The organism is Parabacteroides sp. KHUB-02 (assembly GCF_056640955.1).
Genome location: NZ_JBWQEV010000001.1, coordinates 3,289,138 through 3,313,973 on the forward strand (window position 1 = coordinate 3,289,138; position 24,836 = coordinate 3,313,973).

Sequence of the window (24,836 nt, forward strand, 5' to 3'; positions counted from 1 at the left end):
TAATTTTGCGATTGTTTTTAATTTGGCTGAAAGTTGCTCAATCCTTTGTAGAAACCTTTTAAGCTAGCCACAAATATAGAATATGGAGAATATAGAGACAGGACTTTTGTTAATGGTAGTTGGAATGACCACCGTATTTGCTATCCTTTTGATCGTTATCAATCTGGGAAAAGGACTTATCGTCTTGGTGAATAAATACGCACCGGAAGAGATCATAGCGAAGAAACCAGTAGCGGCAGCCGTTCGGGTACAAACGGCCACTCCAACGCAAACCACCGCAATCGGCAGTCTTTCCGGACAGGAGACAGCCGCCATCGTATCGGCAATCAGCGCCGTGACCCGTGGACAGGGGAAAGTTATCAAAATTGAGAAAGTATAAATAATACATATTAATATCATGAAAAGAGAAATCAAATTCAGTTTGGTCTTCAGAGACATGTGGCAATCTGCCGGAAAGTATGTCCCGACCGTAGACCAACTAACCAGAGTCGCTCCGGCAATTATCGAGATGGGCTGTTTCGCCCGGGTGGAAACGAATGGCGGAGGATTTGAACAAGTCAACTTATTATTCGGCGAGAATCCTAATAAAGCGGTCCGTGAATGGACAAAACCTTTCCATGCGGCAGGTATCCAGACGCATATGTTGGACCGCGCGTTGAACGGCCTTCGCATGAGCCCGGTACCCGACGATGTACGTCAGCTATTTTATAAGGTAAAGAAAGCGCAGGGAACGGATATCGCCCGCACGTTCTGCGGTTTGAACGACGTACGGAATATCGCCCCATCTATTAAATACGCGAAAGAGGCCGGTATGATCTCACAATGCTCCTTGTGTATCACGCATTCTCCGGTACATACGGTTGAGTATTATACCAAGATGGCATTCGAGTTGATCGAGCTCGGAGCGGATGAGATTTGTATCAAGGATATGGCCGGTATCGGACGTCCGTACACATTAGGCCGTATCGTAGCCAATATCAAGGAAAAATATCCAGAGATCCCGATCCAATATCATAGCCATGCCGGTCCCGGCTTTAACGTAGCTTCCATCATGGAGGTTTGTAACGCAGGTTGCGACTATATCGACGTAGGTATGGAGCCGCTTTCTTGGGGTACAGGACATGCGGACTTGCTGACCGTACAGGCGATGTTGAAGGACGCCGGTTATAAGGTGCCCGAGATCAATATGGAGGCTTATATGAAGGTTCGTGCCTTGGTTCAAGAATTCATGGATGATTTCTTGGGATTGTATATCAGCCCGAAGAACCGGTTGATGAATTCCTTGCTGATCGGACCGGGACTTCCGGGCGGTATGATGGGTAGCTTGATGGCGGACCTTGAGAAGAACCTAGAGACGATCAACAAGAGCAATATAAAGAACAACAAACCGCTGATGTCTCAAGACCAGTTATTGATCAAGTTGTTCGACGAGGTAGCTTACGTATGGCCACGTGTCGGTTATCCTCCATTGGTAACTCCATTCAGCCAATACGTGAAGAACCTAGCTTTGATGAACGTCATGCAGATGGAGAAGGGGAAAGCCCGCTGGAGCATGATCGCCGACGATATCTGGGATATGATCCTCGGAAAGGCCGGACGTCTTCCGGGCCCGTTGGCTCCCGAGATCGTCGAGAAGGCGAAGGCCGAAGGCCGCCAGTTCTTCGAGGGCAATCCTCAAGACAATTATCCGGACGCATTGGATAAGTATCGAAAGTTGATGAACGAGAAGCAATGGGAAGTTGGCGAGGATGAGGAAGAACTCTTCGAATACGCCATGCACCCCGCTCAATACGAGGCATATCGCTCCGGAAAGGCCAAGGTCGAGTTTAAGGCAGACGTGGCAAAACGTAAGGCAGAGAAAGCGAACGCCGGTAAACCGACGGTACCCGCCACTCCAGCCGCACCGGCTCCGGCACCTGCCGCTGCATTAACGATGCCGACTACTCCGCAAGTCATGACCGTAGATGTAAACGGGCAAGCTTACCGTGTGACCGTCGCTTTTGGTGATACCAACAGCGCGACTCCGGAAGTTAAACCGACAGCGGCTCCCGCCCCGACAGCCCCGGAGACAACAAATGCTCCCGCAGGCGCTGGAAAAGAGGTGCTTTCTCCGCTGGAAGGTAAATTCTTCCTTATAAAGAACGCTTCCGATACACCGGTGAAGGTAGGCGACGTAGTGAAAGAAGGTGATGTCCTTTGCTACGTGGAGGCCATGAAAACATACAATGCCGTACGTGCCGAGTTCGGGGGAACGATCACGGCGATCTGCCTGTCTTCCGGTGATGCCGTATCTGAGGATGATGTATTAATGACGATTCAATAATGAACGAGATATTTCAAAACTTATATGAGATGACTGCGTTCAGCAATATCATTGCTGAACCGCAGTTCTTGATCATGTATGCCATAGCGTTCGTATTGCTCTACCTCGGTATCAAGAAACAATACGAGCCGCTATTGCTCGTGCCTATCGCGTTCGGCGTATTGCTCGCCAATTTCCCCGGAGGCGATATGGGAGTGATTCAAGCGGATGAGAATGGGTTGATTAATGTACACGGCGTGATGAGAAACATCTGGGAAATGCCGTTGCATGATATCGCCCACGAACTTGGCTTGATGAACTTCATCTATTATATGTTGATCAAGACGGGCTTCTTGCCGCCGATTATCTTCATGGGTGTCGGTGCGTTGACCGACTTCGGCCCGATGCTCCGCAACCTTCGCCTATCCATTTTCGGCGCCGCGGCCCAATTGGGAATCTTCACGGTGCTTTTGGTAGCGATCTTGATGGGATTCACACCGAAAGAAGCCGGATCTCTTGGAATCATCGGAGGTGCCGATGGCCCGACGGCTATCTTCACGACCATTAAGTTGGCGCCTCATTTATTAGGCCCGATCGCTATCGCGGCTTATTCTTACATGGCTTTAGTTCCAGTTATCATTCCTTTGGTAGTTAAACTATTGTGTACGAAGGATGAGTTACGGATCAACATGAAAGAGCAAGAGAAGAAATTTCCTTCCGACACGGAGATCAAGAACTTGCGTGTATTGAAGATCATATTCCCGATCGTGGTAACCACGGTAGTCGCCTTATTCGTCCCTAGCTCAGTTCCATTGATCGGTATGCTGATGTTCGGTAACTTAATAAAAGAGATCGGGACAAATACGTTCCGCCTGTTCGATGCGGCTTCCAACAGCATCATGAACGCTGCAACGATCTTCCTTGGATTATCTGTCGGAGCTACCATGACATCAGAGGCGTTTTTGAACCTGACAACGATCGGCATCGTAATCGGCGGTTTCTTGGCATTCGCCTTGTCTATCGCCGGAGGTATCTTCTTCGTTAAGATTTTCAATTTGTTCACTAAGAAGAAAATCAATCCGCTTATCGGAGCCACGGGTTTAAGTGCTGTACCCATGGCCTCTCGTGTGGCGAATGAGATCGCGTTGCAATATGATCCGAAGAACCATGTCTTGCAATATTGCATGGCTAGTAATATCTCGGGAGTGATCGGCTCGGCGGTAGCTGCCGGCGTATTGATTTCCTTCTTGGGATAAATGAGATTAAATAGTATAAGTAGACGGTGTAGAGACGGGGCATGCCCCGTCTCTACAACCGGAATCAAGAGAAATAGCCCGGCCTTAACATCTATTAGTATCCAAAATGACTTTTTAGATAAATAATTTCCCCGAAATGCTGTAATCCAAAAATATTTAGTTTAATTTGTGACTTGATATAGGAATGTATTTATCCTTTTCTTAAAAGCGATTGTATATGAAGGACACTCTTGAGACTAATTTGCCGGAAGAAGCCGGGAAATTGGAAGAAACTAAAAAACCGGTTGAGACGCCGGAAATCGATGCTACCGCAGACGTTGAAGCCAACGATACAGCGGAGGCGGACGCTGCTATTGCCGCAGGTAAATTAACCAAAGAAGAAATTCTCGCTAAGTTAACCGAACTTGTTGAGACTTCCGTAGAGACTTCCCGTGGAGAAGTAGAGGCTTTGAAACAGGCTTACTACAAGATCCGTCGTAACGAGGTGGAAGAGCTTAAGAAAGTATTCATCGCTGATGGTGGCGAAGAAAAGGATTTTACAGCCCCCGCTGACGAAACCGAGAACAAGATCAAGGATTTGCTCACCTCTTATAAAGAGAAAAGAGCCGCTATCCTCGCCGAGGAAGAGCGTGTAAAGGCCGCTAACTACGCTTTGAAATTGCAGTTGATCGACCAGTTGAAAGAGCTTTGCGAAAGCCAAGATGATTTCAATAAATTATACAACTCTTTCAAGGACATCCAACAAAGATGGAAAGAGGTGAAGGCCGTTCCCCAAGAGCACGTGAACGAGCTTTGGAAGAACTATCAGATCTACACCGAGAAATTCTATGATATTATCAAGATAAACAATCAGTTCCGTGATTACGACTTCAAGAAGAATCTGGAATTGAAGACCGCCTTGTGCGAAACCGTAGAGAAACTAGGTAACGAGCCGGATGTTATCTCCGCTTTCCACCAGCTTCAGAAGCTGCACCAGCAATGGCGTGAGATCGGGCCGGTAGCGAAAGAGTTACGTGAGGACTTATGGGCTCGCTTCAAAGCTGCCTCAACCGTGATCAATAAGCGTCACCAAGAGCACTTCGAGAAACTGAAAGCGAAAGAGCAGGAGAATCTGGATGCGAAGACCGTGATTTGCGAACAAATCGAGGCGATTGATTTCAACGCGTTGAAATCGTTTAAGGATTGGGAAGAAAAGAATAAGGAGGTAATCGGCTTGCAAGAGAAATGGAAGACGATTGGTTTCGCTCCGAAAAAATATAACGTAAAGATATTCGAACGTTTCCGTGCCGCTTGCGATGTCTACTTCGAGAAGAAGAGCGAGTTCTACAAGGCGATCAAGAGCGATATGGAGAAAAACCTCGACGCTAAACGTGCGTTATGCGAGAAAGCCGAGGCTTTGAAGGATAGTACGGACTGGAAGGATACGACGGATAAGATGATCGCTTTGCAGAAAGAATGGAAGACGATCGGACCGGTAGCCCGTAAGCATTCCGACGCTGTCTGGAAACGTTTTATCTCGGCTTGTGATTATTTCTTCGAGCAAAAGAATAAGAACGTTGTTTCCCAAAAGAGCATAGAGCAGACCAACTTGGCCGCTAAGAAAGAGTTGATCGCTAAGATTAAGGGCATGGACGAGAGCCTTGGACATGATGAGGCTATCACGACCTTGAAGTCTTATATGGCGGAATGGAACACTATCGGTTTCGTACCGTTCAAGGAGAAAGATAAGATCTACAAGGAATATCACGAGGCGGTTGACCAACAATTCGATCGCTTGAAGGTAGACCAGAACGATCGCAAGATGCAGTCGTTCCGCAACAACCTAAACGAGATGACCAGCGGCGAAAGAGGTAAAGGCCGTTTGTTCAGCGAGCGTGATAAGTTGATGCGTATGTACGAGCGCATGAAGAACGAGCTTCAGACTTACGAGAACAACATCGGCTTCCTAAGCATTTCCTCCAAGGGCGGCGGCGGTTTACTGAAAGAAATGGAACGCAAGATCGAAAAACTGAAAGAGGATATGGCTTTAACAGTCAAGAAGATCGATGCCATCGACGAGAATCTGGAATAACAATCTCATAAACCCGAGCAAAGCCGTCCTTTAAAAAGACGGCTTTGTTGTTTTTACGCTTTTATGTCACGGATACATTATTTCAATCCCGGCCACGAGACGGCCGTACTTTTAGGGACACAGAACTACACAGCACCGACAAATGTCCGTAAAATGCAAAAAGACTTGGCGCTGCTGCCGGTTTGGTATGCGGAAGAGGATGATTTTGTCTATCTGGAAGATAGTAAGGCAACCCCTCCGTTTTTCGCCCATTTGCCCAAAGACCTACACCCGGCTCCTATACCTGTAACAAAAGCGATGCTGGTGAAAAACGCTCCCTACCTCTCTCCTATGGACGCGGCCCCGTGGGGACTTTCCCCGCATAGTCTTCATTTATTCGAGCAGTTGAGGGACAAGGCAAAAGTCCGGCTATCCGTCCCGACTTGGAAAGAGGATTATTTTCGCCTTACCGGTAGGCAAACGGCGGCGGAATGTCTGGAAAAGATACAGGCCCTCCTACCCGATCTCCCTATTCCGGTAGCGCCTCGTTTCTGCACGAAAATCCGGGAGGTGGAGAGATACATGCTCTTATGCAACGCTCCCTTCGTATTAAAAACACCCTATTCCTCTTCCGGACGGGGATTGCTATGGGTAGAGAAACGAAAACCGGATACAAAAACGAAAAACTGGATAGAGGGCGCATTCAACAAACAAGGAATGATCAGCATCGAAAGCGGATTAGACAAAGTACAGGATTTCGCCATGGAATTTTATTCCGACGGGCAAGGTACTGTCCGTTACGAGGGATTATCCGTTTTCAATACCGAGGAGCGAGGCTCCTATACAGGCAACATCCTAGAGGAACAATCCACCATGCTCTCTCGCATCACCCGATTCACGGGCGAAGAAACCTATTCCCGCATCCAAGAGGCGGTACGCTCTGTATTACAAGAAGTGTACGGATCTACTTACGCGGGCTGTATAGGTGTGGATATGCTGGTCTATAGACAAAAGGATGGATCTTTCGCTATTCATCCCTGCATTGAGATCAATATGCGGTACACGATGGGAATGGTCGCTTTACGTCTATTCCAGCATTATGTAGCGCCTAGGGCTGTTGGCGATTACCGGGTTTCTTACGAGAAGGAAGCCGGAGAAGCTCTCGAGAAACACCGCCTCATGTCTGAGACTTATCCACTTCGCTTTGCGAATGGAAGGATTCAAGAAGGCTACCTCTCATTATGCCCCGTCACGAAAGACACACATTATCGAGCCTATTTATTGCTCATATAACAGATTATTCATTACATTTGTAAAAATCTTTAGACCTCAGTAATACCATTAATAAATTTATCATTATGAAAAGATTATCAATCTTGGCCGTATTCATGCTGATCAGCGTGATCACGTTCGCCCAACAAGCCCTTTGGGGTAGTCAGAACATCATCTCTCCGGAGATTCATCCGGATAACACCGTAACCTTCCGGTTCATGGCACCCAAAGCGATCAAGGTGCAGGTAACAGGAGATTTCCTTCCCACACAGAAGATGGAGACTCAGTTCGGTTTAGTGGATGTACCCGGTACCGTTGATTTAAAGGAAGGTAAAGAAGGCGTTTGGGAATATACCACACCGGAACCTCTTCCCTCCGAATTATATAGCTATTCCTTCATTGTCGATGGATTAAAGACTACAGATCCTAATAATGTCTATCTGAACCGTGACGTGGCATCCGTTACGAATATCTTTATCATCAAGGGTGGACAGGGCGATTTATACAGCGTTAATGATGTTCCTCACGGAACGGTCGCTCGCCGTTGGTATGAGAGCCCGACATTGGGAAAGACCCGCCGTATTACCGTTTATACGCCGGCTGGCTATGAGACAAGTGGCAAAAAATATCCGGTATTCTACCTCTTACACGGCATGGGTGGCGACGAGGAAGCTTGGATCGCCTTAGGACGTACGGCCCAGATCTTAGACAATTTGATCGCCCAAGGTAAGGCAAAACCGATGATCGTGGTTATGACAAACGGAAACGCGGATCAAGAGGCCGCTCCGGGAGAATCCAGCCTAGGTTTAGTTAAGCCGAATATGCAACTACCTAAAACCATGGAGGGTAGCATGGAAAGCAGCTTCCCGGATGTCATTAAGTTTATCGAGAGCAATTACCGTGTGGAAAAGAAGAAATCCTGCCGTGCGATAGCCGGACTTTCCATGGGTGGTTTCCATTCTTTGCATATATCTAAGCAATATCCGGATATGTTCGATTACGTGGGATTATTCTCTGCCGCTATCCTCCCCCGCGAAGGCTCCGAATCTCCCATCTACCAGAATATGGATGAGAAGCTGAAAGTACAATTCGGCAAGCACCCGAAATTATACTGGATCGCTATCGGTAAAACCGACTTCTTATACAAGAACAACGTAGACTATCGCAAGAAACTAGACGATAGCGGCTACAAATACGAATACTACGAGAGCGACGGCGGCCATATCTGGAAGAACTGGCGCATCTACCTCACAAAATTCGCCCCAATGTTATTCAAATAGCAAAATACCCAGTTGTAGAGACGCGGCATGTGCCGCGTCTCTATGACCTAGCTACAGTCATATAATTACAACGTATTCTTAAGGATACGCTTAAATACAACATCTCTGAGATTACGGGCGATCGGGATTTGATAGGATTCGATACGTAATCTATTCCCTTCTACCAGATCGACACGATCCGCATTAATTATATACGATTTATGCGTTTGGAGAAATTGATCATCGGGTAGGGATTCCCCGATCCGCTTCAAGGTTGAATGGGTCAATACTCTACCGGAAGTAGTATAGATACTAACATAATTTTCCAACGCCTCTACAAATAAGATATCTCTTAGGTAGATCTTACGCATTTGCTTCTCGCTTTTCACGAAGAACGAGGCATCCGCATCCGGCGTATTCTCCCGAGCCAACAGGTCGTGCACCTTATTCACGCCTTTTAAGAAACGCTCAAAGGAAATAGGCTTCAGCAAATAATCCACGACATCCAGTTCATACCCTTTCAAGGCATATTGCTCATAAGCGGAAGTAACGATCACTTTGGGAGGCTGGTTTAAGGTCGCCAATAAATCCAAACCGGAAAGATAAGGCATCTCGATATCTAACAAAAGTAAATCCGGCTGCTGAGTTTTCAACAGAGTATTTAATTGGATAGCGTCCTCACATACACCGGTCAAGGAGAGAAAATCCACTCGCTCCACATACGATTGCAATCCTTTACGGGCCATCGGCTCATCATCTGTTATCACGCAGGTTATTGTCATATATCTTCTATTTCAATCATTAATTCCGCTACGAACTCAGTCTCTTCTTTCCGGGTTTCCAAACGGTGCTTATTGGGATACAATAAAGATAATCGGCGGCGTAAATTTACCAGACCGATGCCTTTACGTTGCCGTTCATCCACCGATTTACGCAACGCTTCGTCCTCCGCTGAAAGCTCGGGGATGGAGTTTCGTATAAACAAACTGATCCGGTTATTTTCCCATTTCATGATAATATCCAATTGATAATCGCCACCTACGTATTTAAAAGCGTTCTCTACCAACGGGAGGAAGAGTAACGGATAAATATTCAGTTCATTCAATTCGGGCGGAAACTCTACACGCAACCGCAGGCGTTCACTCATACGAAGCTTACGCAAAGCTATATAAGTTTTCAAATAATCAATTTCTTGTAGGATACTGACCTTCTGATTACCGCCATACAGTTGGTAACGCAAGAGTTCGGATATCATCTCTAACGTGCGACGAGGCGCCTTGTTACTTTCATCAATCTGGAAATAAACGGTATTGAGCGCATTAAACAAGAAGTGAGGATGATATTGGGATTTCAAGAACTTCAATTCCGTCTGTAATTGATCATTCTTGATCTTTTCCAGTTGGATACGCTGCTCAGCGTAATCTTTATCCAATACTTGAGCTCGCTGAACATTATAGACCATAAACGCAAACAAGCTCCCTATCACGTTCGCGATTATTATATCGTCCATATGGAAAGTATCACCGATAAATATACGGGTTATTGCCAACGTAGCATTCACACCCAATATAATAAATAAGAAAGGCATTCCATACGATCTCCAAACAAATTTCCACCTATTCGGTTCTTTCGCTCTTCGGCTCTTCTCGATCTGGCTTCCAAAGTAAATAAAAAACAAATAAGAGACAAAGATTAGAATCACGATCTCTAGGATACTATTCCCCAAGGACTGTGTCCAGTAGTGTCCTTCTTTCGTATAATCCGTTACCCAGCGGATACAAGAATACAAAGAGACCGCAAAAATCAAGGCATATATCCACTTATATATCTTTTTCATAAACCATTTGTCTAGAGGTTTCACAAATTTATTCTTTTACTTTCATCTACGCTATGCTTCCGGCGAGATTCTTTCACCTCCAAACCACGATTTATACGATAGGTCAAAGAAATACCGACTACCGTCCGGTTCATCCGCTCTTTTATAAAAGCGTGCTGGGTAGGAGTCATCACGCTCATTCTCGATACATTCGAATGGAAAATATCCCGTGCGAATAACTGGATCGTTCCCCGACCTTTCCATATCTTCTTCTGGATACCGGCATTTATTTGCCATAACGGATAGATCGCAGCTTGTCCCGCCGCCATTTTCCCATTATAGAAACCGATAAGTTCAGCGCTCCAAGTCCGGGCAAAGCTAAACTGATTCGAGATCCCGATATTCGGTGTCCATCTCTTATTCACCTTTACTTGATAATTCTCCGGTAAACGATACCGGTTATAGATCAAGGATGCGCTGACGTTCACGTTCCAAAATGAGGTTAGCGGTAATTGGGAGGTACTGAGCCGGGGACCTACGCTGACGCGGGAAGAGAGATTTTCCGGTGAGACATAAACGACATAGTTCCCTTGATCCAAATAGCTCTTGATAATTACATCCTTCGTATAATTGAAAGCAAGCCCCACCCGGAATAAATCGCCATGTATATAGGCCAGTTCCAGATTATCGGATAATTCCGGGCGTAATAAGGTGTTACCTTTATCATACGTATACTCATCGTGGATATATACAAACGGATTCAGGTCCCGGTAATTCGGACGGACAATCCGTTTACCATAAGTAAGCGACAGACTATTCCCATTCCTCAAGGCATACTGAACAGAAAGCGTTGGGAACAAGTGCGTATAATGATTGGTAAACGAGGAGTCTCTTTGATAAGCGTTACCCGATTGTTCGCCCTCTATGCGGGTATTTTCCAGACGAAGACCTGCCTCCAGACTTATAGAAGAGAATTTGGCGTCAAGCTGTACATAGCCTGCGTTTATATTCTCGTCATACTGAAAATCACAACTCAAGTCATGGTCCGGTTGCCAAGAATCACCTTGTAACCGATTATAATCAGCGTTATTATCAATAGAGACAAAAGAGGTCTTGGCGCCTGCATGGAACGTGAAGGATTTCGAGAAAGGCCACACCAGATTCGCTTGTCCGGAGTATAAATGGATTCCTCCATCCATATCCCCAAACAAGGTATCTTGGCTATTCAAATATTGGTCTTCCTCGTATCGATAACGCAAGTAGTCCATAGAGGCATCCAAGACCCCGCCATCGGAGTTAAAGGTATGTGTTAAACTTAAAACAGCCGTAAAATTATCCTGCGAACGATTCTGGTCGTTCAAGGTACGAAGCAAACCTCCGGTTTGCGGAGATCGCTTAGGAATGGATGAGTTCATGTCTCCCTCAACCTTGCTACCCGCCAGATTTCCATCCGTGGAAAGCCCTATCGTAGTCTTTTCCGACATTTGATAATCGATCCCGAAACGATAATAGTTTGACTTATTCTTCCAAGTTCGATAGGAAGATTGCGTCATCTGCCCGGTCTCCCCTTCCGGCCGCCAACCTTCCAGATAGCTTCTCTCCACATACAAATCATCGTAATCATTCTTCCGGGAATAGGAATAAGAGAGATAGAAGTTGAACTTATTCGTCCGCAGATTCAAGGTAGTAGAAGCGAAACCTTCCCCATATTTACCTTGGTCATAACTACCATTTACCGAAAGGTTCATTCCCCTTCGCAATATCTTCTTCGTACGTATATCGATAATACCGGAGTTTCCGCTAGCGTCGTAACGTGCCGAGGGATGCGTAATCAAATCGATTTTATCCGTAATGGAGGCAGGAGTCGATTTTAAGAGATTGACAAGATCTTGCCCCGATAAATAGGTAGGCTTACCATCCATCAAGATATTCGCCCCGTTTTGACCATTCAAGAAAATAGTGCCATCATTTTGTATCACGACTCCCGGCAAACTGGTCAACACGTCGTAGACATTCCCTTGGCTTTGGGTGATAGAGGCATCCAGCCTATAAGTCATCTTCCCCGGTTTCATTTCTACCGTAGGGAGCTTAGCCATGATCACCACCTCCTGTAACTTCTGGTCCGCTATCGTATCGACCTGTCCCCAACCACAAAAAGGGGTAATTATCAATAGAACTATTATAAAAAGATTCCTGCTCATGTCGTTTTTATATCAAAATTACATCAGCAGGAGTATCCAATCAAATTATTTTGACCAACGGAAGTATCCGGGGGATGAAAGGTAAGAAAACCTTTTATATAGTCGGTTTATCCACCCGTCCGGCAAATAAGATAGCACCCGTACTCTTCTCCTTTAGGACATAGCCGAAGGGATGGTCAAAACGAAGTTCGGAAATAGTAGGGGCAGGAGAATCCATAAATAGATTCATATCAGCCATAGTCACGGCAGCCGCCTCTGTTCCGGACTCGTTTACCTCAATAAAGGTTTTCTGTTTTACCTCATTTACATATACAGAGGCATCACACATCATTGAGAAATCAGCCAAAACCGGATCAAATGCGTCTGAGATCCCCATCACTCGCATGATCTCTTTCAAATCCATCGAAGGAGACTCAAACTTGAACCGCGGAAGATATAGTTTCAGATTCTGCCGTTTCATCTTATCAATCCAATGATTCCACTCCGTATCATCCAGCCCTTCGATAAGGCGACTCAACGCAACTTCATCGTCTGCGCTAGGCATGAATACGACAAGGCTAAACGCACCATTGCCATAAGGTAACTCCACGACAGAAACCTTATCGTCTACATAGCAATCAGTAGTATTCTCCTGCCGCATGGTGGGTACTTTTATCTCCTCCCCACTATTCAAATAAAAAGGTTCGTCTTTCGTATCCTTTTCCTTAAACTCCGAAGTCCATACCCCCTTAAAATAAATAGCGTTAATCAAAAGAGAGACGGCATCGGAAGAAGAATCATCAAGGATCTTTTGTATTAAATTATTCGTCTTATCGGCACACCAACGGTTTACTTTATCCTTCGTCCCATCATTAAACGGCTCATTGTAAACCTCTGCGTTATAATACATCTTATTGGTCTTAACAAAAGATTCCAACACCTTAAAGTCGTCCCTAACCCACACGCTATTGGCATTGGTAAAAATCGTACGTCCATCCAATTTAGGCAGCTCCGTTTGCATCATTTGCGCATAGGCGTTTATCTCTTCGTAGGTAAAGTTCTCATAGCCCAAAGTCTCTTGGATCTCCTTATAGGTATTTCCATCCGCACCATTCAGGACCATGCCCAAACAAAGGTTCACACTCAAAGGAGATATACAAAAGTCAGCCTTTTGCCTACGAGCCATCTCTCTATAAAAATCGAAAGAGAATTTTTGTACTTTCGCATTTACCTCGGCGGATTTAGAGGTCAAGGGAATGTCATATCGTTCCGTATCCTGACCGAAATTATCTCCCTCCAAATCATTTTCGCAGCTTGTCAATGCAAATAACGGGATGCACAGGCATAAGAATAGGTAGTAAGTGCTTTTCATAATACAATGATTTAAATGTTCCTATATATAATATAGATGCGCAAGATACACATAATGTTGCATTTTATCTATCTTATTTAAAGACATTAGATTGTTTTCACTCGCCGTTTTATACTTAAATAAATTTAATGTACGCACGTACATTAATACCGTATCAAAATATCTCCATCAACAAACAAGCAATGCTTCCAGTATGAAATCTCCTACTTTTGCCTTCTGAAATGAATAACTTGCGGCTTGTCGAGTGAATAACTAACGAGTATACCCAGTGAATAACTAACGGCTTTAGAAGTGATTAGTTATTCACTTCTAAACGCTTTTTCCAGCTGTTGATCAAGCAAAATTCTCATTTCCATAAAGTCATCCACGAAGAGGCTTTTCTGTCTTTTTGAGTAGTATTAGAGTTTTTCCATAACATCTCATTTCCACAGGAATCACAAGATAAAGGAGGGAAGATAACAATAAACAGTGCTTTTCCAATGAAAAAGACCGTTTTCGATACACATTAGGCGACAAAAGCCTACACATACGGTCGCATTAAGCAACGCCAGTAGTGCCATTGGGCATTATAAGCAGTCGCAAATAGGGTTGTAAGTAGTCGTGAATGGGCATTCTTACCTCCTTATAGCCCTATCGTAACACCGTTTTTCCCTCCTTTTGCTCCATCGGATATGAATTACGATGAATTATTTTCGCTAGAACAAAAGGCCATTTTTCAGCATTGCTCTATCAATGAACCGATTGCTGATTTATTTTTTCAAATTCAAGCACAAGACGTACCTTAGCCCGGAAAAATCGATTCTCCGGGACTTCCGATTACAAATTGTCAATCCTAACAGATTGTCATATCCTTCGATCGTCTTTCTCGAAATCTCTCAAAGATGATTATCAATTCAATAAAAAAACGTATTTTTGTCACATACAATCTATAAACAACCCAAGATATGGAAGTGACAGTCAAGAAAGTAGAAATTACCTTACCGGAGGTAGACATGGCCTTGCTCAAAGAACTGGCCAAGAAATTCGGTTGGAATATCGGCAGGAAGAAGTCCGGTATAGAGAAGGGGCTGGAGGATATCAAGGCAGGAAGGGTTTATAAGGCCAAAGATATGGAAGATCTAAAAAAGCATTTGCTAAATCAATAAACCATGTACGACGTACAGACTACCAAGCAATTTGATAAGAGTTTCAAGAAATGCTTGAAAAGGAATTGCAATCCAGAACTCCTATGGGAGTTATCGGCATTCTTCAAGAAACCGGTTCCCTCCCAATGCAATATCACCCCCATAAACTAAGCGGTAAATTTGAGGGCTTATGGGAATGCCATATTAAAAGCGACTGGCTCTTAATATGGCAACAAAACGATACCGAACTGGTCTTGATCATGACCGATACCGGTACACACACTGATTTATTTTAAGACTTGGGATGATCCACTCGCCCTGCGAATAAAATGGCACCCGTACTATTCTCCTTTAAGACATAGCCGAAGGGATGATCAAAACGAAGTTCCTTTAAAGTGGTAGCGGGAGGAAGCGCACTTGTATCCATATCTACTATCGTAACAGCGGCGGCTTCCGTGCCGGACTCATCGACCTTAATAAAGGTATTTTGTTTTATCAAGCCTATAAATAAAGGCTGTTCGGTTGATATATTCGTGAAGTCTGCCTCCGACTTAAAGGCATCCTTGACTCCCAATGTCCTCATCACATCTGTTAAATCCATACTTGATTCCATCGTAAAGCGAGGCAAATAGAGGTCGAACGAATAAGAACTCAGGTTACTCATCCACTGGTTCCAACGATCCGCATCCAAGTCCGCAATCAACTCATCCAGCGAGGTTTTCTTCTTATCGGACGGCATGAAAAGAACCAGACTAAACGCTCCGTTTCCATAAGGTAGTTCCACGACAGATACCTGCTCATCACCATAATAATAATTTGTCGCTTGTTGTTTCATGGTAGGAACTTTGATCTCTGATCCGTCCTTTAGATGGAACGGCTTGTCCTTTGTATCTCCCTTATCGAACTCCATTTTCCACACTCCCTTGAAATAAATGGCGTTGATCAGGCATGCCAATGTATTGGGACTGATTGTCTCCAGCATCTTAGGGATCAAATCATTCGTTTTATTGGCGCACTAATGGTTGATCTTGTCCACCGTCTCCATATTGAACGGCTCGTTATAAACCTCGGCATTATAATACGTTTGATTGGTCTTTACAAATGGTTCCAGCATTTGGAAATCATCCTTGATCCACATACTATTCGCATTCATGAAAACAGTACGACCATCCAACTTGGGAAGCTCCGTCTGCATCATTTGGGCATAAGCGTTTATCTCCTCGTTGGTTAAGCCCTCATAACCTAAGGCTTCTTGTAGCTCTGTATACGTATTACCATTCGCCCCATTCAATACCATACCCAAACAAAAGGAGGCGCTTAAAGGAGAGATACAAAAATTCGACTCCTCCTTGCCAGCCATTTCCTTATAAAAATTAAAAGCGAACTTCTGCCCTCTAGCGTTTACCTCTATCGATTTAGTATCCAAAGGTATATCATATCGCTCAGTATCGGTTCCGAAAGGTTCTCCGAAAGAATCATTGTCGCACCCCGTCAACGCAAACAAAGGTATGCAGAGACAGAGCGACAGGAATTGGTAATTGTTGGTCTTCATAACTTGATATTTTTAATGTCCTTATATCTAATTGATGAATAGGTCTCCGTAAAAGTTGCATCCCGCCTATATATTTCACGACTGTGCCCCAACGAATGGAAATGTAGGGATATAATAAAAGCCGTATCACTGCGGATCAGTTATACGGCTAAACTGGAGTAAGCTATGACGGGAGATGATGATCAGCGATTATGCTTGATCAAGTTCATGAACTCCTCGCGCGTCTTGGCTTGTTGGAAAAAGCCGGTGAAATCAGAGGTAGTCGTCAAGGAATTTTGTTTCTCCACGCCACGCATCTGCATGCACATATGCTGCGCCTCGATCACGACCATCACGCCCAACGGGTCCAAGGTCCTCTGGATACAATCCTTGATCTGCATCGTCATACGCTCCTGTATCTGGAGACGGCGGGCGAAGATATCCACTACCCTAGGGATCTTGCTTAAGCCCGTAATATATTTCTTGGGGATATAAGCCACGTGGGCCTTGCCGAAGAAAGGCAACATATGATGCTCACAAAGGGAGAAGAAATCGATATCTTTCACGATAACCATCTGTTTGTAATCCTCTTCCTGAAACATGGCGGAACGGAGCACCGCCTCCGGGTCCTCATGATATCCCTTGGTTAAAAACTGCATCGCTTTCGCCACACGTTCCGGCGTTTTAAGCAGACCCTCACGCTCCACGTCCTCACCCAGCAAACCCAATACTTCCTTATAATGGCCGGCCAAAGCTTCCCGGGCACGTAGCGTCTCTTCGTTTACTTCTGACATTCTCTTTAATTTAGGGGAATTTTTATCTCTTCTCGTACGATATACATTTCCTTCCCGTATTTCGGGAAAGCACCCATCAACAGGCGCATCATATGATAGGCCTCCTCATGCGAGCGGAAATCTCCCACACGCAACTTCCAAAACGGGGCGTTGTAAGTGACATACGTCGGGATCTCTGGAAAAAGCTCCTTGATTTCCTTCTCCTTACGAAAAGCCTCGTCTTTCGAGACCCGTTGGTTATTACCGGAAAATACCTGCGTACGATACCCTTGTACCTTCAAGAAGGTAAGGCTATCTGTCGTCTCCACGTTCGCTCCACGCATACGCTCACCCACCATCTCGCGGATAGCGGCGGATTGATTGATAACGACCTCGCCTTTTCCCAAACCGGATCTCTGCAACGCATCGAATATGGTCGAACGCTCACCTTCCAACGCCGTCTGAGCGAATAAAGATGAAGTACCGGCCATCATAAAGGCAAATAGCAATAAGATACAAGGAATTCTTTTCATAGATAGAATATTAAAAAGAGTATCTTTCCCCATTCATTGAGGGGAAAGATACCTTCTTATTATGAATTAATTAAAAAGCCTCGATAATCGGCATGAATTTGTCAACGGCCAAAGAAGCGCCACCGATCAAACCACCGTCTACGTTCGGTTTAGCGAACAATTCCTTAGCGTTACCGGCGTTACAGCTACCACCGTAAAGGATCGTGCAGTTATCAGCTACCTCATTGCCATATTTAGCGGCCAAAGTAGCGCGGATGTGAGCATGGATCTCCTCAGCTTGCTCAGCGGAAGCAGTCTTACCTGTACCGATAGCCCATACCGGCTCGTAAGCCAAGACGATCTTGCCGAAATCCTCAGCGGAAAGATCGAACAAAGAACCAGCGATCTGAGCGTCTACTACCTCGAAGTGCTTGCCAGCTTCTCTCTCCTCCAAAACCTCACCGATACAGAAGATCGGAGTCAAACCGTTAGCCAAAGCCAACTCAACCTTCGTCTTCAAGATCTCCGGAGTCTCATGATAATAAGCACGTCTCTCAGAGTGGCCTAAGATCACATATTTCGCGCCAGTAGAAGCTACCATAGCGGCAGAAACCTCACCTGTATAAGCACCTTTTTCCTTGTCAGCGCAGTTCTCAGCGGCAACACCGATCTTGTTTGTATCGATAGCGGCAGCAACGCTTGCCAAGTGAGTGAACGGAGTACCGATGATCACATCGCAATTCGGAGTCTTACCCTTCAAAGCCTCGTCCAAACCTTTAGCCAAAGCAAGACCTTCAGCAAGAGTAGTGTTCATTTTCCAGTTTCCTGCAACAATATTCTTTCTCATAACTTAATAATTTAAATATGTAATACAAATAAATCTCTATTCAGATTCTTTTCCTTTCCGGCGACGGCGATTGCGCAAGGCATCGTATCCCCAAACCAGCAACAAAGGTACGGTAAAACTTAATAGGTTGGTTATTAGCCGGGCATCTTCTTTCGCTTTCCAGTCGGTATTTCCTTCCAGATAGCCGTTTACGATCGTTTTCAGGTCTTCTTCCTGTGGGATATCGTTGTAATGCCACTTCATCAAGATCGTACCTTTCTTCAGCAAGACCAATCCCGGATTGGAGCGGATGATCGTTTTCAAAAGGACATCATCGGCCATAAGAAACGGATACTCGGCACCGGTATTATCGCTCCATGTAGCGATAGCATCAGCGGAAGAACCCGTCACGCAATAGAAGCCCAAGCCGTTCTCCAAGGCGTAATCGTATACGTTATTAATCTCGTCGATACGCTCATCATCCGCATTCTCCAGACGGGGAGCGATCAAAAGGAAAAGACCTTTCGGGTCGTTCAGCAACTCATCAGTCACGTCTGCGTCATTCTCATTATAGATATGAAATGTGGTAACGGGGGGAACGTATCCTTGTTTGATCAGCTTGGTCTTTGAATCCACGAAAGTCCACGTGCTATCATCGGCCGGGGCGTTCTCCAAAGAAAATTCTTTCTGTACGCCATCCTTCTCGTAAATAAAAGAATACGCATATTCATCCTCGGGCGCACCTTCCGGTATCGACATCAAGGCAGGGATATTCGCACCCAACTTATAGGGACGGAAATCCAAGATCGGCAAATGATTATAATTCCGGTAAGCGAAACCGATAGCGAAGACATATGCCCACAAGGCCACGAACCAGTAGACATGGTAGGTATAGCCTTGTAAAAGCCGCTGATTATGGATGAACACGTAAATAGCGGCGGCCAAAAGTACGACATTCTTATAGAAGGTCTGCCAATTACTGATCACCAAGGCGTCCCCGAAGCAACCGCAATCCGATACGGGATTGAAGATCGCCAGATACAGCGTCAGCGGCGTCATGAAAGACATCATCAGCAAGGTCAAGAAGGTCGTATACCGCCGGTACACCCCTAATAGCATACAGACACCCAGCATGAATTCCAGAGCGGACAAGTTGAAGGAGATCAATACCGTAAAAGGTTGCAGCTTATCCAGCCCAAAGGAAGTCAGATAGTCGCCAATCTTAATGGCTCCTCCCATGGGATCGACAGCCTTCACCGTCCCGGAGAAGATAAAGACTACTCCCAGTAACAGGCGGCAGACCTCTGCGATCACTTTCTTTACGGTTTCCTTATATTCCATGTAGCTCACTCCTCACCAAACTCCAGCTTGATCAAACCGAAGAGGGCATAATTAATCATATCCATGTAGTTGGCTTCCACTCCCTCAGAAACGAGCGTCTTGCCTCCATGACTCTCGATTTGCTTAGTCCGATAAATCTTCATCAAAATAAGATCCGTGTACGAGCTGATACGCATGCTGCGCCACGCCTCATCATAATCATGATTCTTGGCGTACATCAGTTCCTTCGTCTCCGCAATGTATTTATCGTATAATTCCAAGGCTTTCTCTATCGTGATATCGGTCGTATCCGCGAATCCCAACGCCAATTGGATCAAGCCGATCACACCATAATTAACGATAGCGATAAACTCCGGACGGATTCCCTCGTCCACCATGCTCGTCCCCTTGATCTCCAAGCTACGGATACGGTTCGCCTTGATAAATATCTGATCGGTAACCGACTGGGGGCGCATGATCCTCCACGACGGCCCGTAATCTTTCAACTTCTTCTCGAACAACTCCCGGCACAGGGAGATCACTTGCTCGAATTGTTCCTTTGTATTTGGCATACTATCCTAGATTATACCCGCGAATATAGGAAAAAAGACGTAGATGTTCTCGAAAATTCAAGACAACAAAAGCTAATAAGATAAATGAAAAGAGGTTACAACAAAAAGGAGCCACTTTATAAGCGGCTCCTTTTCGTTTCCTTACATCTTATATATCGTTATGAACAGCGTAATGAGCGTCCTAAACGCAACACGGTAGTCTTTGTGATACCGTTCAATTCGCAGAGTTTACTAACAGAAGTACCGTATCTTTTAGCGATAGCGCCAAGCGTATCACCGGATTTAATACGATGATAAACCGAAGTAGCCTCCACATCATTCATTGTATTCGTGTCTTCTCCTAAAGAAGCGGTAGCGGAAGAACTTGCCTGTACCGTGATTTTCTTAGAAGATACGGAAGCAGTCGATTTCTTTTGAGTTTGAGCTTTTGGAGTCGCTTTAGCTGCGGTTTCCACACCGGCACTACAACGAATGGACTGGCCGATACGTAACATAGAAGTAGATTTCAATCCATTTAAACGACAAAGCTCATTCACTGTCGTACCATATATACGTGCGATTTTACCTAAGGTATCACCGGATTTTACACGATGGTACACCATCTGACTATTGGAAGATGTATAGATATTGCTCTTACGTCCGTTAATCTTGACGTTACGAAACACATATTGATCCTGATGAGGTATTGAGTTCTCGAAGTCAATAATATCAGCCGGGTTAATAGCCTGTCCAAGAAAACGAGTCTCAAAATGCAAATGAGATCCCGTAGAGCGTCCTGTATTTCCCCCTAAAGCGATCGGATCTCCAGCCCGTACGATATCGTTCACACCTACTAAGAATTTAGATAAATGACCATATACAGTCTCTAAACCATTCGGATGGCGAATCACAAGATAATAGCCATATCCCCTACGCTCGAAATTCTTGATACGCACCTTGCCGTCAAACGCCGCACGGATCGTATCTCCAATTTGCACTTTCAAGTCTATCCCCTTATGCATCCGTCTACGGCGAGGACCATACTTTGAAGTGACCCTTGTCATAGAGTCCATAGGCAAGACAAAAGTAGAACAATCAATCACGCAAGAATCCGGCATATCTACCTTTTTACCCCGGAAAGGATTCACCCATTCATTTGTCCATTCGCCATATAATTCATCGGCAGGGAACATCAAGTTCTCTCTCGCCTCCAACTCCGCTTTCTCATTAATCTCCGCAAGCTCCTTCAAAGCCATATCTTTCTTAAAGCCAACACGGTCAGCCATTAACTCAGATACACGCTTGTCCATAAGTTTGTGGGTTGGATGATTGGGAGTCTCCGGAGTTTCCGGTTTCACCGGGTTCTCCGCATTAGCAGTCGATACCATCACAGCGGCACAACAAATGAATAGAAATGTCCTTATACTCATTTTTTGATAACTTTCATTCTTATAATTCAGGATAAAACGGCAATACCCGACATCTCTGCCTGATTGTCAACTTGTCAAAGTTCGGAAATTTGAATAAGCCGACAAAATTGATTAACGAAAAATTTCTGCAATGACTTTGAATAAAAGCAAAACAAGCGAATAAACAAGCTAAATATCAAAGACTTACAGAATAATATGTTTCACAACATATTAGCTAATCATTCCCCAATTTATCTTCCTTGTGAACAGAGTTTTGAGCCTTTCGCTCAATATCCGGTGCTGTTCGGACAATAATTCGGGGTCTTCGTCAAGAACTCCTTGAGCGATATCCCGCGCATACTGAAGTATTTGTCCATCGGCCGCCAAGTCCGCTATTTTAAGGTCTATCCCCTCGCCACTTTGCCGGGTACCTTCCAAATCTCCATGTCCCCGGAGACGGAGATCCGCCTCAGCTATCTCAAAGCCATTCGTACTGTTCACCATAATCTCCAGTCGCTTACGAGTGTCATTACTTAGTTTATAGGAAGAGACCAAGATACAATAAGATTGTTCAGCACCACGTCCTACCCGGCCACGAAGCTGATGAAGTTGAGAGAGGCCGAAACGTTCAGCACTCTCGATCACCATGACGGATGCGTTCGGCACGTTCACGCCAACCTCTATAACCGTAGTAGCCATCAAGATTTGCGCCTCGCCGGAGATAAACTTCTGCATCTCGGTATCCTTATCCGCCGCTTTCATACGGCCATGTACCATACATACCTTATATTCTGGGAAGACCTCCTTGAACGTCTCAAAACCGGCCTCCAAGTCTTTATAATCCAGTTTCTCATTTCCTTCAATCAAGGGATATACCACATAAACCTGACGCCCCTTTTGTATCTCTTTCCGAAGGAACTCATACAATTGTGCCTTTTTATTATCATAGCGATGAAGCGTTTGTATCGGTTTACGTCCCGGAGGTAACTCATCGATCACCGATACATCCAGATCCCCATACAAAGTCATCGCCAAAGTACGGGGAATCGGGGTAGCCGTCATCACCAACACATGCGGCACGATCGCATTCTTCGTCCAAAGGCGTGAGCGTTGCTCCACACCAAAACGGTGCTGCTCATCGATAATCGCTAATCCCAACGAAGAGAAAACCACTGTCTCCTCAATCAACGCATGCGTCCCGATCACGATCTGGATCTCACCGCTGGCAATAGCCGGTAATATCTTATCCCGCTCTTTCTTCTTGGTAGATCCGGTCAAAAGAGCGACCTTAACGTCCATATCTTTCAGGAATCCCATGATCGTCGCATAATGCTGGGTTGCCAATATCTCGGTAGGAGCCATCATACAAGCTTGGCAATGATTATCTATCGCCAATAGCATAGACAATAAGCCTACCAAAGTCTTGCCACTCCCCACATCACCTTGCAGCAGGCGATTCATTTGCCGCCCGCTACCCATATCGATCCGGATCTCACGGACTACCCGCTTCTGGGCGTTCGTCAACTCAAAAGGAAGATACTCTTTATAGAACGTATTGAAATAATGGCCGACCGTCGGGAATATGATCCCTTTTAGCTTCAGTTTCCGAACACTAGCAGTACGTAATATATTTAATTGTATGAAGAAAAGCTCGTCAAACTTCAAACGTAACTGGGCGTTACGCAACTTAGCGGCAGATTCCGGGAAATGGATATTCCGCATCGCCTCTGTCATAGACATCATATGGATCCGTTTCAATACGTCGGGGGAAAGCGTCTCCGGAAGTTCCCAGTTCAGCCAGCTTAACAACGTATATTGCAGGTTCTGGATCGCCCTGGAATTCAGAAACGACTTTTTCATCTTCTCCGAGGTATTGTAGAACGGGGTCAAGCCTCTCGCCACTTGATCCGCTTGGTCCAATAAATCAATATCCGGATGCGGTATGTTATAGGTATGCCCAAACTCCGTAGGCTTTCCGAAAACTATATACTCGGTATTGGGACGATACTTATCTGTCACATAATTCAAACCCTTGAACCAGATCAAATCGATCGTGCCCGTACCATCCGAGAACTTACCGACCAGCCGTTTACTCCGTCCCTCGCCTAGCGTATCGAAATAGAGAATCTGGCCTTTCAACTGGATATAAGGCATATTCCCACTGATCTCAGCTACTTTATAAAACCGGCTGCGATCTATATATTTATAAGGAAAATAAAAGAGCAAGTCCTCATACGACGATATCCCCGCTTCCTTTTGCAGGATATCCGCCTTCTTGGGTCCTACTCCCGGCAAATACGTAATCGATCGCTTATCAAGGTCCAGCATAACGTCTATGAGTTTTTAGGGTTTACCGGGCAAACATCGCTTCCGCTATTAACAAATCAAAGGGCGTGGTAATCTTGATATTCTCACGATCACCGGGAACCGTATCAATCGCATGCCCCATCGCCTCCACCACGGAAGCGTCGTCCGTAAATAAAGACGAATAAGGTTGCTCATAGGCTTTTGTCAATAATTCCAGATGGAAGACTTGCGGGGTTTGTACAGCCATATAGCGGGAACGGTCCACCGGATGGCTCCCTTTTTCATCTGTCTCACGCAGGGAATCAATCATCGGAACAACCGGGATAACGGCTCCCGTGACAGCCGCTTTATCAAAGCAGGCCTCAACAACCTCCGGAGAGACGAAAGGACGAACGCCATCGTGCACAGCGACCAAACTCAGACCGCTATCCTCCTCCCCCTTCCGACGCCTCTCCGCCAAAAGCCAATCCAACCCATTCTTAACCGAGAAGAAGCGAGTATCTCCCCCTTTCACGATCGCATGCGGGACCTTGCAGCCGATTTCCTTGCAAAGCATATTCCAATACGGCTGATGATCCTCCGGAAGCACAAGGATTATACGTGCGGAAGCATCCCAACGATGAAAAGCCTCTAACGTATGCATCAAAAGAGGTTTCCCCCGCATAGGAATAAACTGCTTCGGCAGATCTCCACCCATACGAAGCCCTTTACCCCCGGCAACGATCAAGACGTACTTATTCATCAATCCAATTCCTCCAAAACTTTTTTAACTTCCTCATCCACTTTATACAGCTTCTCCTTGCAGAGCTTGATCAGACGGGTAGCTTCTTTTACCTTCTCGGACAGGATATCGACATCCAAGTCTCCATTCTCGATCTCAGCCACGATCTTACGAAGTTTCTCGATCGCCTCGTTATATGTTTCTTCTTTCTTCGCCATATTAATTATGTATTTATCGGACGGTTATAAAACCACC

20 protein-coding genes and 3 pseudogenes are annotated in these 24,836 nt (G+C 45.3%); 9 read left to right on the plus strand and 14 right to left on the minus strand.

Annotation, left to right across the window (positions count from 1 at the left end):
- Positions 1 to 82: 82 nt before the first annotated feature.
- The 6 genes from ACYIA1_RS14365 to ACYIA1_RS14390 all read left to right on the plus strand — a co-directional run bounded on the left by ACYIA1_RS14365 (position 83) and on the right by ACYIA1_RS14390 (position 8,160).
- The gene (locus ACYIA1_RS14365; RefSeq protein ID WP_008773957.1) at positions 83 to 379 is read left to right on the plus strand and encodes an OadG family protein; all 297 of its coding nucleotides are present in this window, start codon (positions 83 to 85) and stop codon (positions 377 to 379) included.
- 18 nt (positions 380 to 397) lie between these two features.
- Positions 398 to 2,323 (plus strand): biotin/lipoyl-containing protein, encoded by a 1,926-nt coding sequence (locus ACYIA1_RS14370; RefSeq protein WP_005861011.1) that lies wholly within the window; start codon positions 398 to 400, stop codon positions 2,321 to 2,323.
- On the plus strand, positions 2,323 to 3,558 hold the full coding sequence (locus ACYIA1_RS14375; protein ID WP_122368910.1) for a sodium ion-translocating decarboxylase subunit beta: 1,236 nt from the start codon (positions 2,323 to 2,325) through the stop codon (positions 3,556 to 3,558). The genes ACYIA1_RS14370 and ACYIA1_RS14375 overlap by 1 nt, the downstream gene beginning before the upstream one ends.
- Positions 3,559 to 3,775: 217 nt before the next feature.
- Positions 3,776 to 5,629 (plus strand): DUF349 domain-containing protein, encoded by a 1,854-nt coding sequence (locus ACYIA1_RS14380; protein WP_057326052.1) that lies wholly within the window; start codon positions 3,776 to 3,778, stop codon positions 5,627 to 5,629.
- Between the two features lie 63 nt (positions 5,630 to 5,692).
- A complete protein-coding gene (locus ACYIA1_RS14385; protein ID WP_008780629.1) occupies positions 5,693 to 6,901 on the plus strand; it encodes a hypothetical protein in 1,209 nt (402 codons plus the stop codon).
- Between the two features lie 65 nt (positions 6,902 to 6,966).
- Positions 6,967 to 8,160: an esterase gene (locus ACYIA1_RS14390; RefSeq protein ID WP_195319783.1), complete on the plus strand. Its 1,194-nt coding sequence runs from the start codon at positions 6,967 to 6,969 to the stop codon at positions 8,158 to 8,160.
- A 65-nt stretch (positions 8,161 to 8,225) separates the two neighbouring features.
- On the opposite strand, the gene ACYIA1_RS14395 is transcribed toward ACYIA1_RS14390, so the two are convergent.
- The 4 genes from ACYIA1_RS14395 to ACYIA1_RS14410 form a co-directional block, all read right to left on the minus strand.
- Positions 8,226 to 8,921: a LytR/AlgR family response regulator transcription factor gene (locus ACYIA1_RS14395; RefSeq protein WP_005866589.1), complete on the minus strand. Its 696-nt coding sequence runs from the start codon at positions 8,919 to 8,921 to the stop codon at positions 8,226 to 8,228.
- Positions 8,918 to 9,976, minus strand: coding sequence for a sensor histidine kinase (locus tag ACYIA1_RS14400; RefSeq protein WP_005866587.1), 1,059 nt, complete (start codon positions 9,974 to 9,976; stop codon positions 8,918 to 8,920). The genes ACYIA1_RS14395 and ACYIA1_RS14400 overlap by 4 nt, the downstream gene beginning before the upstream one ends.
- 20 nt (positions 9,977 to 9,996) lie before the next feature.
- Positions 9,997 to 12,156 (minus strand): outer membrane beta-barrel protein, encoded by a 2,160-nt coding sequence (locus ACYIA1_RS14405; protein ID WP_480335631.1) that lies wholly within the window; start codon positions 12,154 to 12,156, stop codon positions 9,997 to 9,999.
- Between the two features lie 94 nt (positions 12,157 to 12,250).
- A complete protein-coding gene (locus ACYIA1_RS14410) occupies positions 12,251 to 13,507 on the minus strand; it encodes a serpin family protein (protein WP_070103032.1) in 1,257 nt (418 codons plus the stop codon).
- 714 nt (positions 13,508 to 14,221) lie between these two features.
- Here ACYIA1_RS14410 and ACYIA1_RS14415 point away from each other — a divergent pair.
- The 3 genes and pseudogenes from ACYIA1_RS14415 to ACYIA1_RS14425 form a co-directional block, all read left to right on the plus strand.
- Positions 14,222 to 14,392: pseudogene (locus ACYIA1_RS14415) on the plus strand (hypothetical protein); the annotation flags it as partial.
- Between the two features lie 59 nt (positions 14,393 to 14,451).
- Positions 14,452 to 14,652, plus strand: a complete 201-nt coding sequence (locus ACYIA1_RS14420) for a hypothetical protein (protein ID WP_034532133.1) — start codon at positions 14,452 to 14,454, stop codon at positions 14,650 to 14,652.
- A gap of 3 nt (positions 14,653 to 14,655) precedes the next feature.
- Positions 14,656 to 14,927: pseudogene (locus ACYIA1_RS14425) on the plus strand (type II toxin-antitoxin system RelE/ParE family toxin).
- On the opposite strand, the pseudogene ACYIA1_RS14430 reads toward ACYIA1_RS14425, so the two are convergent.
- The 10 genes and pseudogenes from ACYIA1_RS14430 to xseB form a co-directional block, all read right to left on the minus strand.
- Positions 14,924 to 16,183 (minus strand): annotated as a pseudogene (locus ACYIA1_RS14430) (serpin family protein). The pseudogenes ACYIA1_RS14425 and ACYIA1_RS14430 sit on opposite strands and share 4 nt — an antisense overlap.
- Before the next feature lie 182 nt (positions 16,184 to 16,365).
- Positions 16,366 to 16,956, minus strand: a complete 591-nt coding sequence (gene folE, locus ACYIA1_RS14435; protein WP_005860986.1) for a GTP cyclohydrolase I FolE — start codon at positions 16,954 to 16,956, stop codon at positions 16,366 to 16,368.
- A gap of 5 nt (positions 16,957 to 16,961) precedes the next feature.
- Positions 16,962 to 17,468, minus strand: a complete 507-nt coding sequence (locus ACYIA1_RS14440; protein ID WP_005860984.1) for a hypothetical protein — start codon at positions 17,466 to 17,468, stop codon at positions 16,962 to 16,964.
- Positions 17,469 to 17,538: 70 nt separating this feature from the next.
- Complete coding sequence (tpiA, locus tag ACYIA1_RS14445; protein WP_008773970.1) at positions 17,539 to 18,294, minus strand: triose-phosphate isomerase; 756 nt, start codon at positions 18,292 to 18,294, stop codon at positions 17,539 to 17,541.
- Positions 18,295 to 18,330: 36 nt separating this feature from the next.
- Positions 18,331 to 19,614, minus strand: coding sequence for a BT_3928 family protein (locus ACYIA1_RS14450; RefSeq protein WP_036611642.1), 1,284 nt, complete (start codon positions 19,612 to 19,614; stop codon positions 18,331 to 18,333).
- 5 nt (positions 19,615 to 19,619) lie between these two features.
- Positions 19,620 to 20,165 (minus strand): DUF1599 domain-containing protein, encoded by a 546-nt coding sequence (locus ACYIA1_RS14455; RefSeq protein ID WP_480335635.1) that lies wholly within the window; start codon positions 20,163 to 20,165, stop codon positions 19,620 to 19,622.
- A gap of 158 nt (positions 20,166 to 20,323) precedes the next feature.
- Positions 20,324 to 21,574, minus strand: a complete 1,251-nt coding sequence (locus tag ACYIA1_RS14460; protein ID WP_009018423.1) for a M23 family metallopeptidase — start codon at positions 21,572 to 21,574, stop codon at positions 20,324 to 20,326.
- Positions 21,575 to 21,784: 210 nt separating this feature from the next.
- Positions 21,785 to 23,881, minus strand: a complete 2,097-nt coding sequence (gene recG / locus ACYIA1_RS14465) for an ATP-dependent DNA helicase RecG (RefSeq protein WP_480335637.1) — start codon at positions 23,879 to 23,881, stop codon at positions 21,785 to 21,787.
- Positions 23,882 to 23,903: 22 nt separating this feature from the next.
- Entirely contained in the window at positions 23,904 to 24,602 is a 699-nt protein-coding gene (locus ACYIA1_RS14470; RefSeq protein ID WP_005866564.1) for a 2-C-methyl-D-erythritol 4-phosphate cytidylyltransferase, read from the minus strand.
- Entirely contained in the window at positions 24,602 to 24,799 is a 198-nt protein-coding gene (gene xseB, locus ACYIA1_RS14475; RefSeq protein ID WP_005860969.1) for an exodeoxyribonuclease VII small subunit, read from the minus strand. The genes ACYIA1_RS14470 and xseB overlap by 1 nt, the downstream gene beginning before the upstream one ends.
- Positions 24,800 to 24,836: the final 37 nt, after the last annotated feature.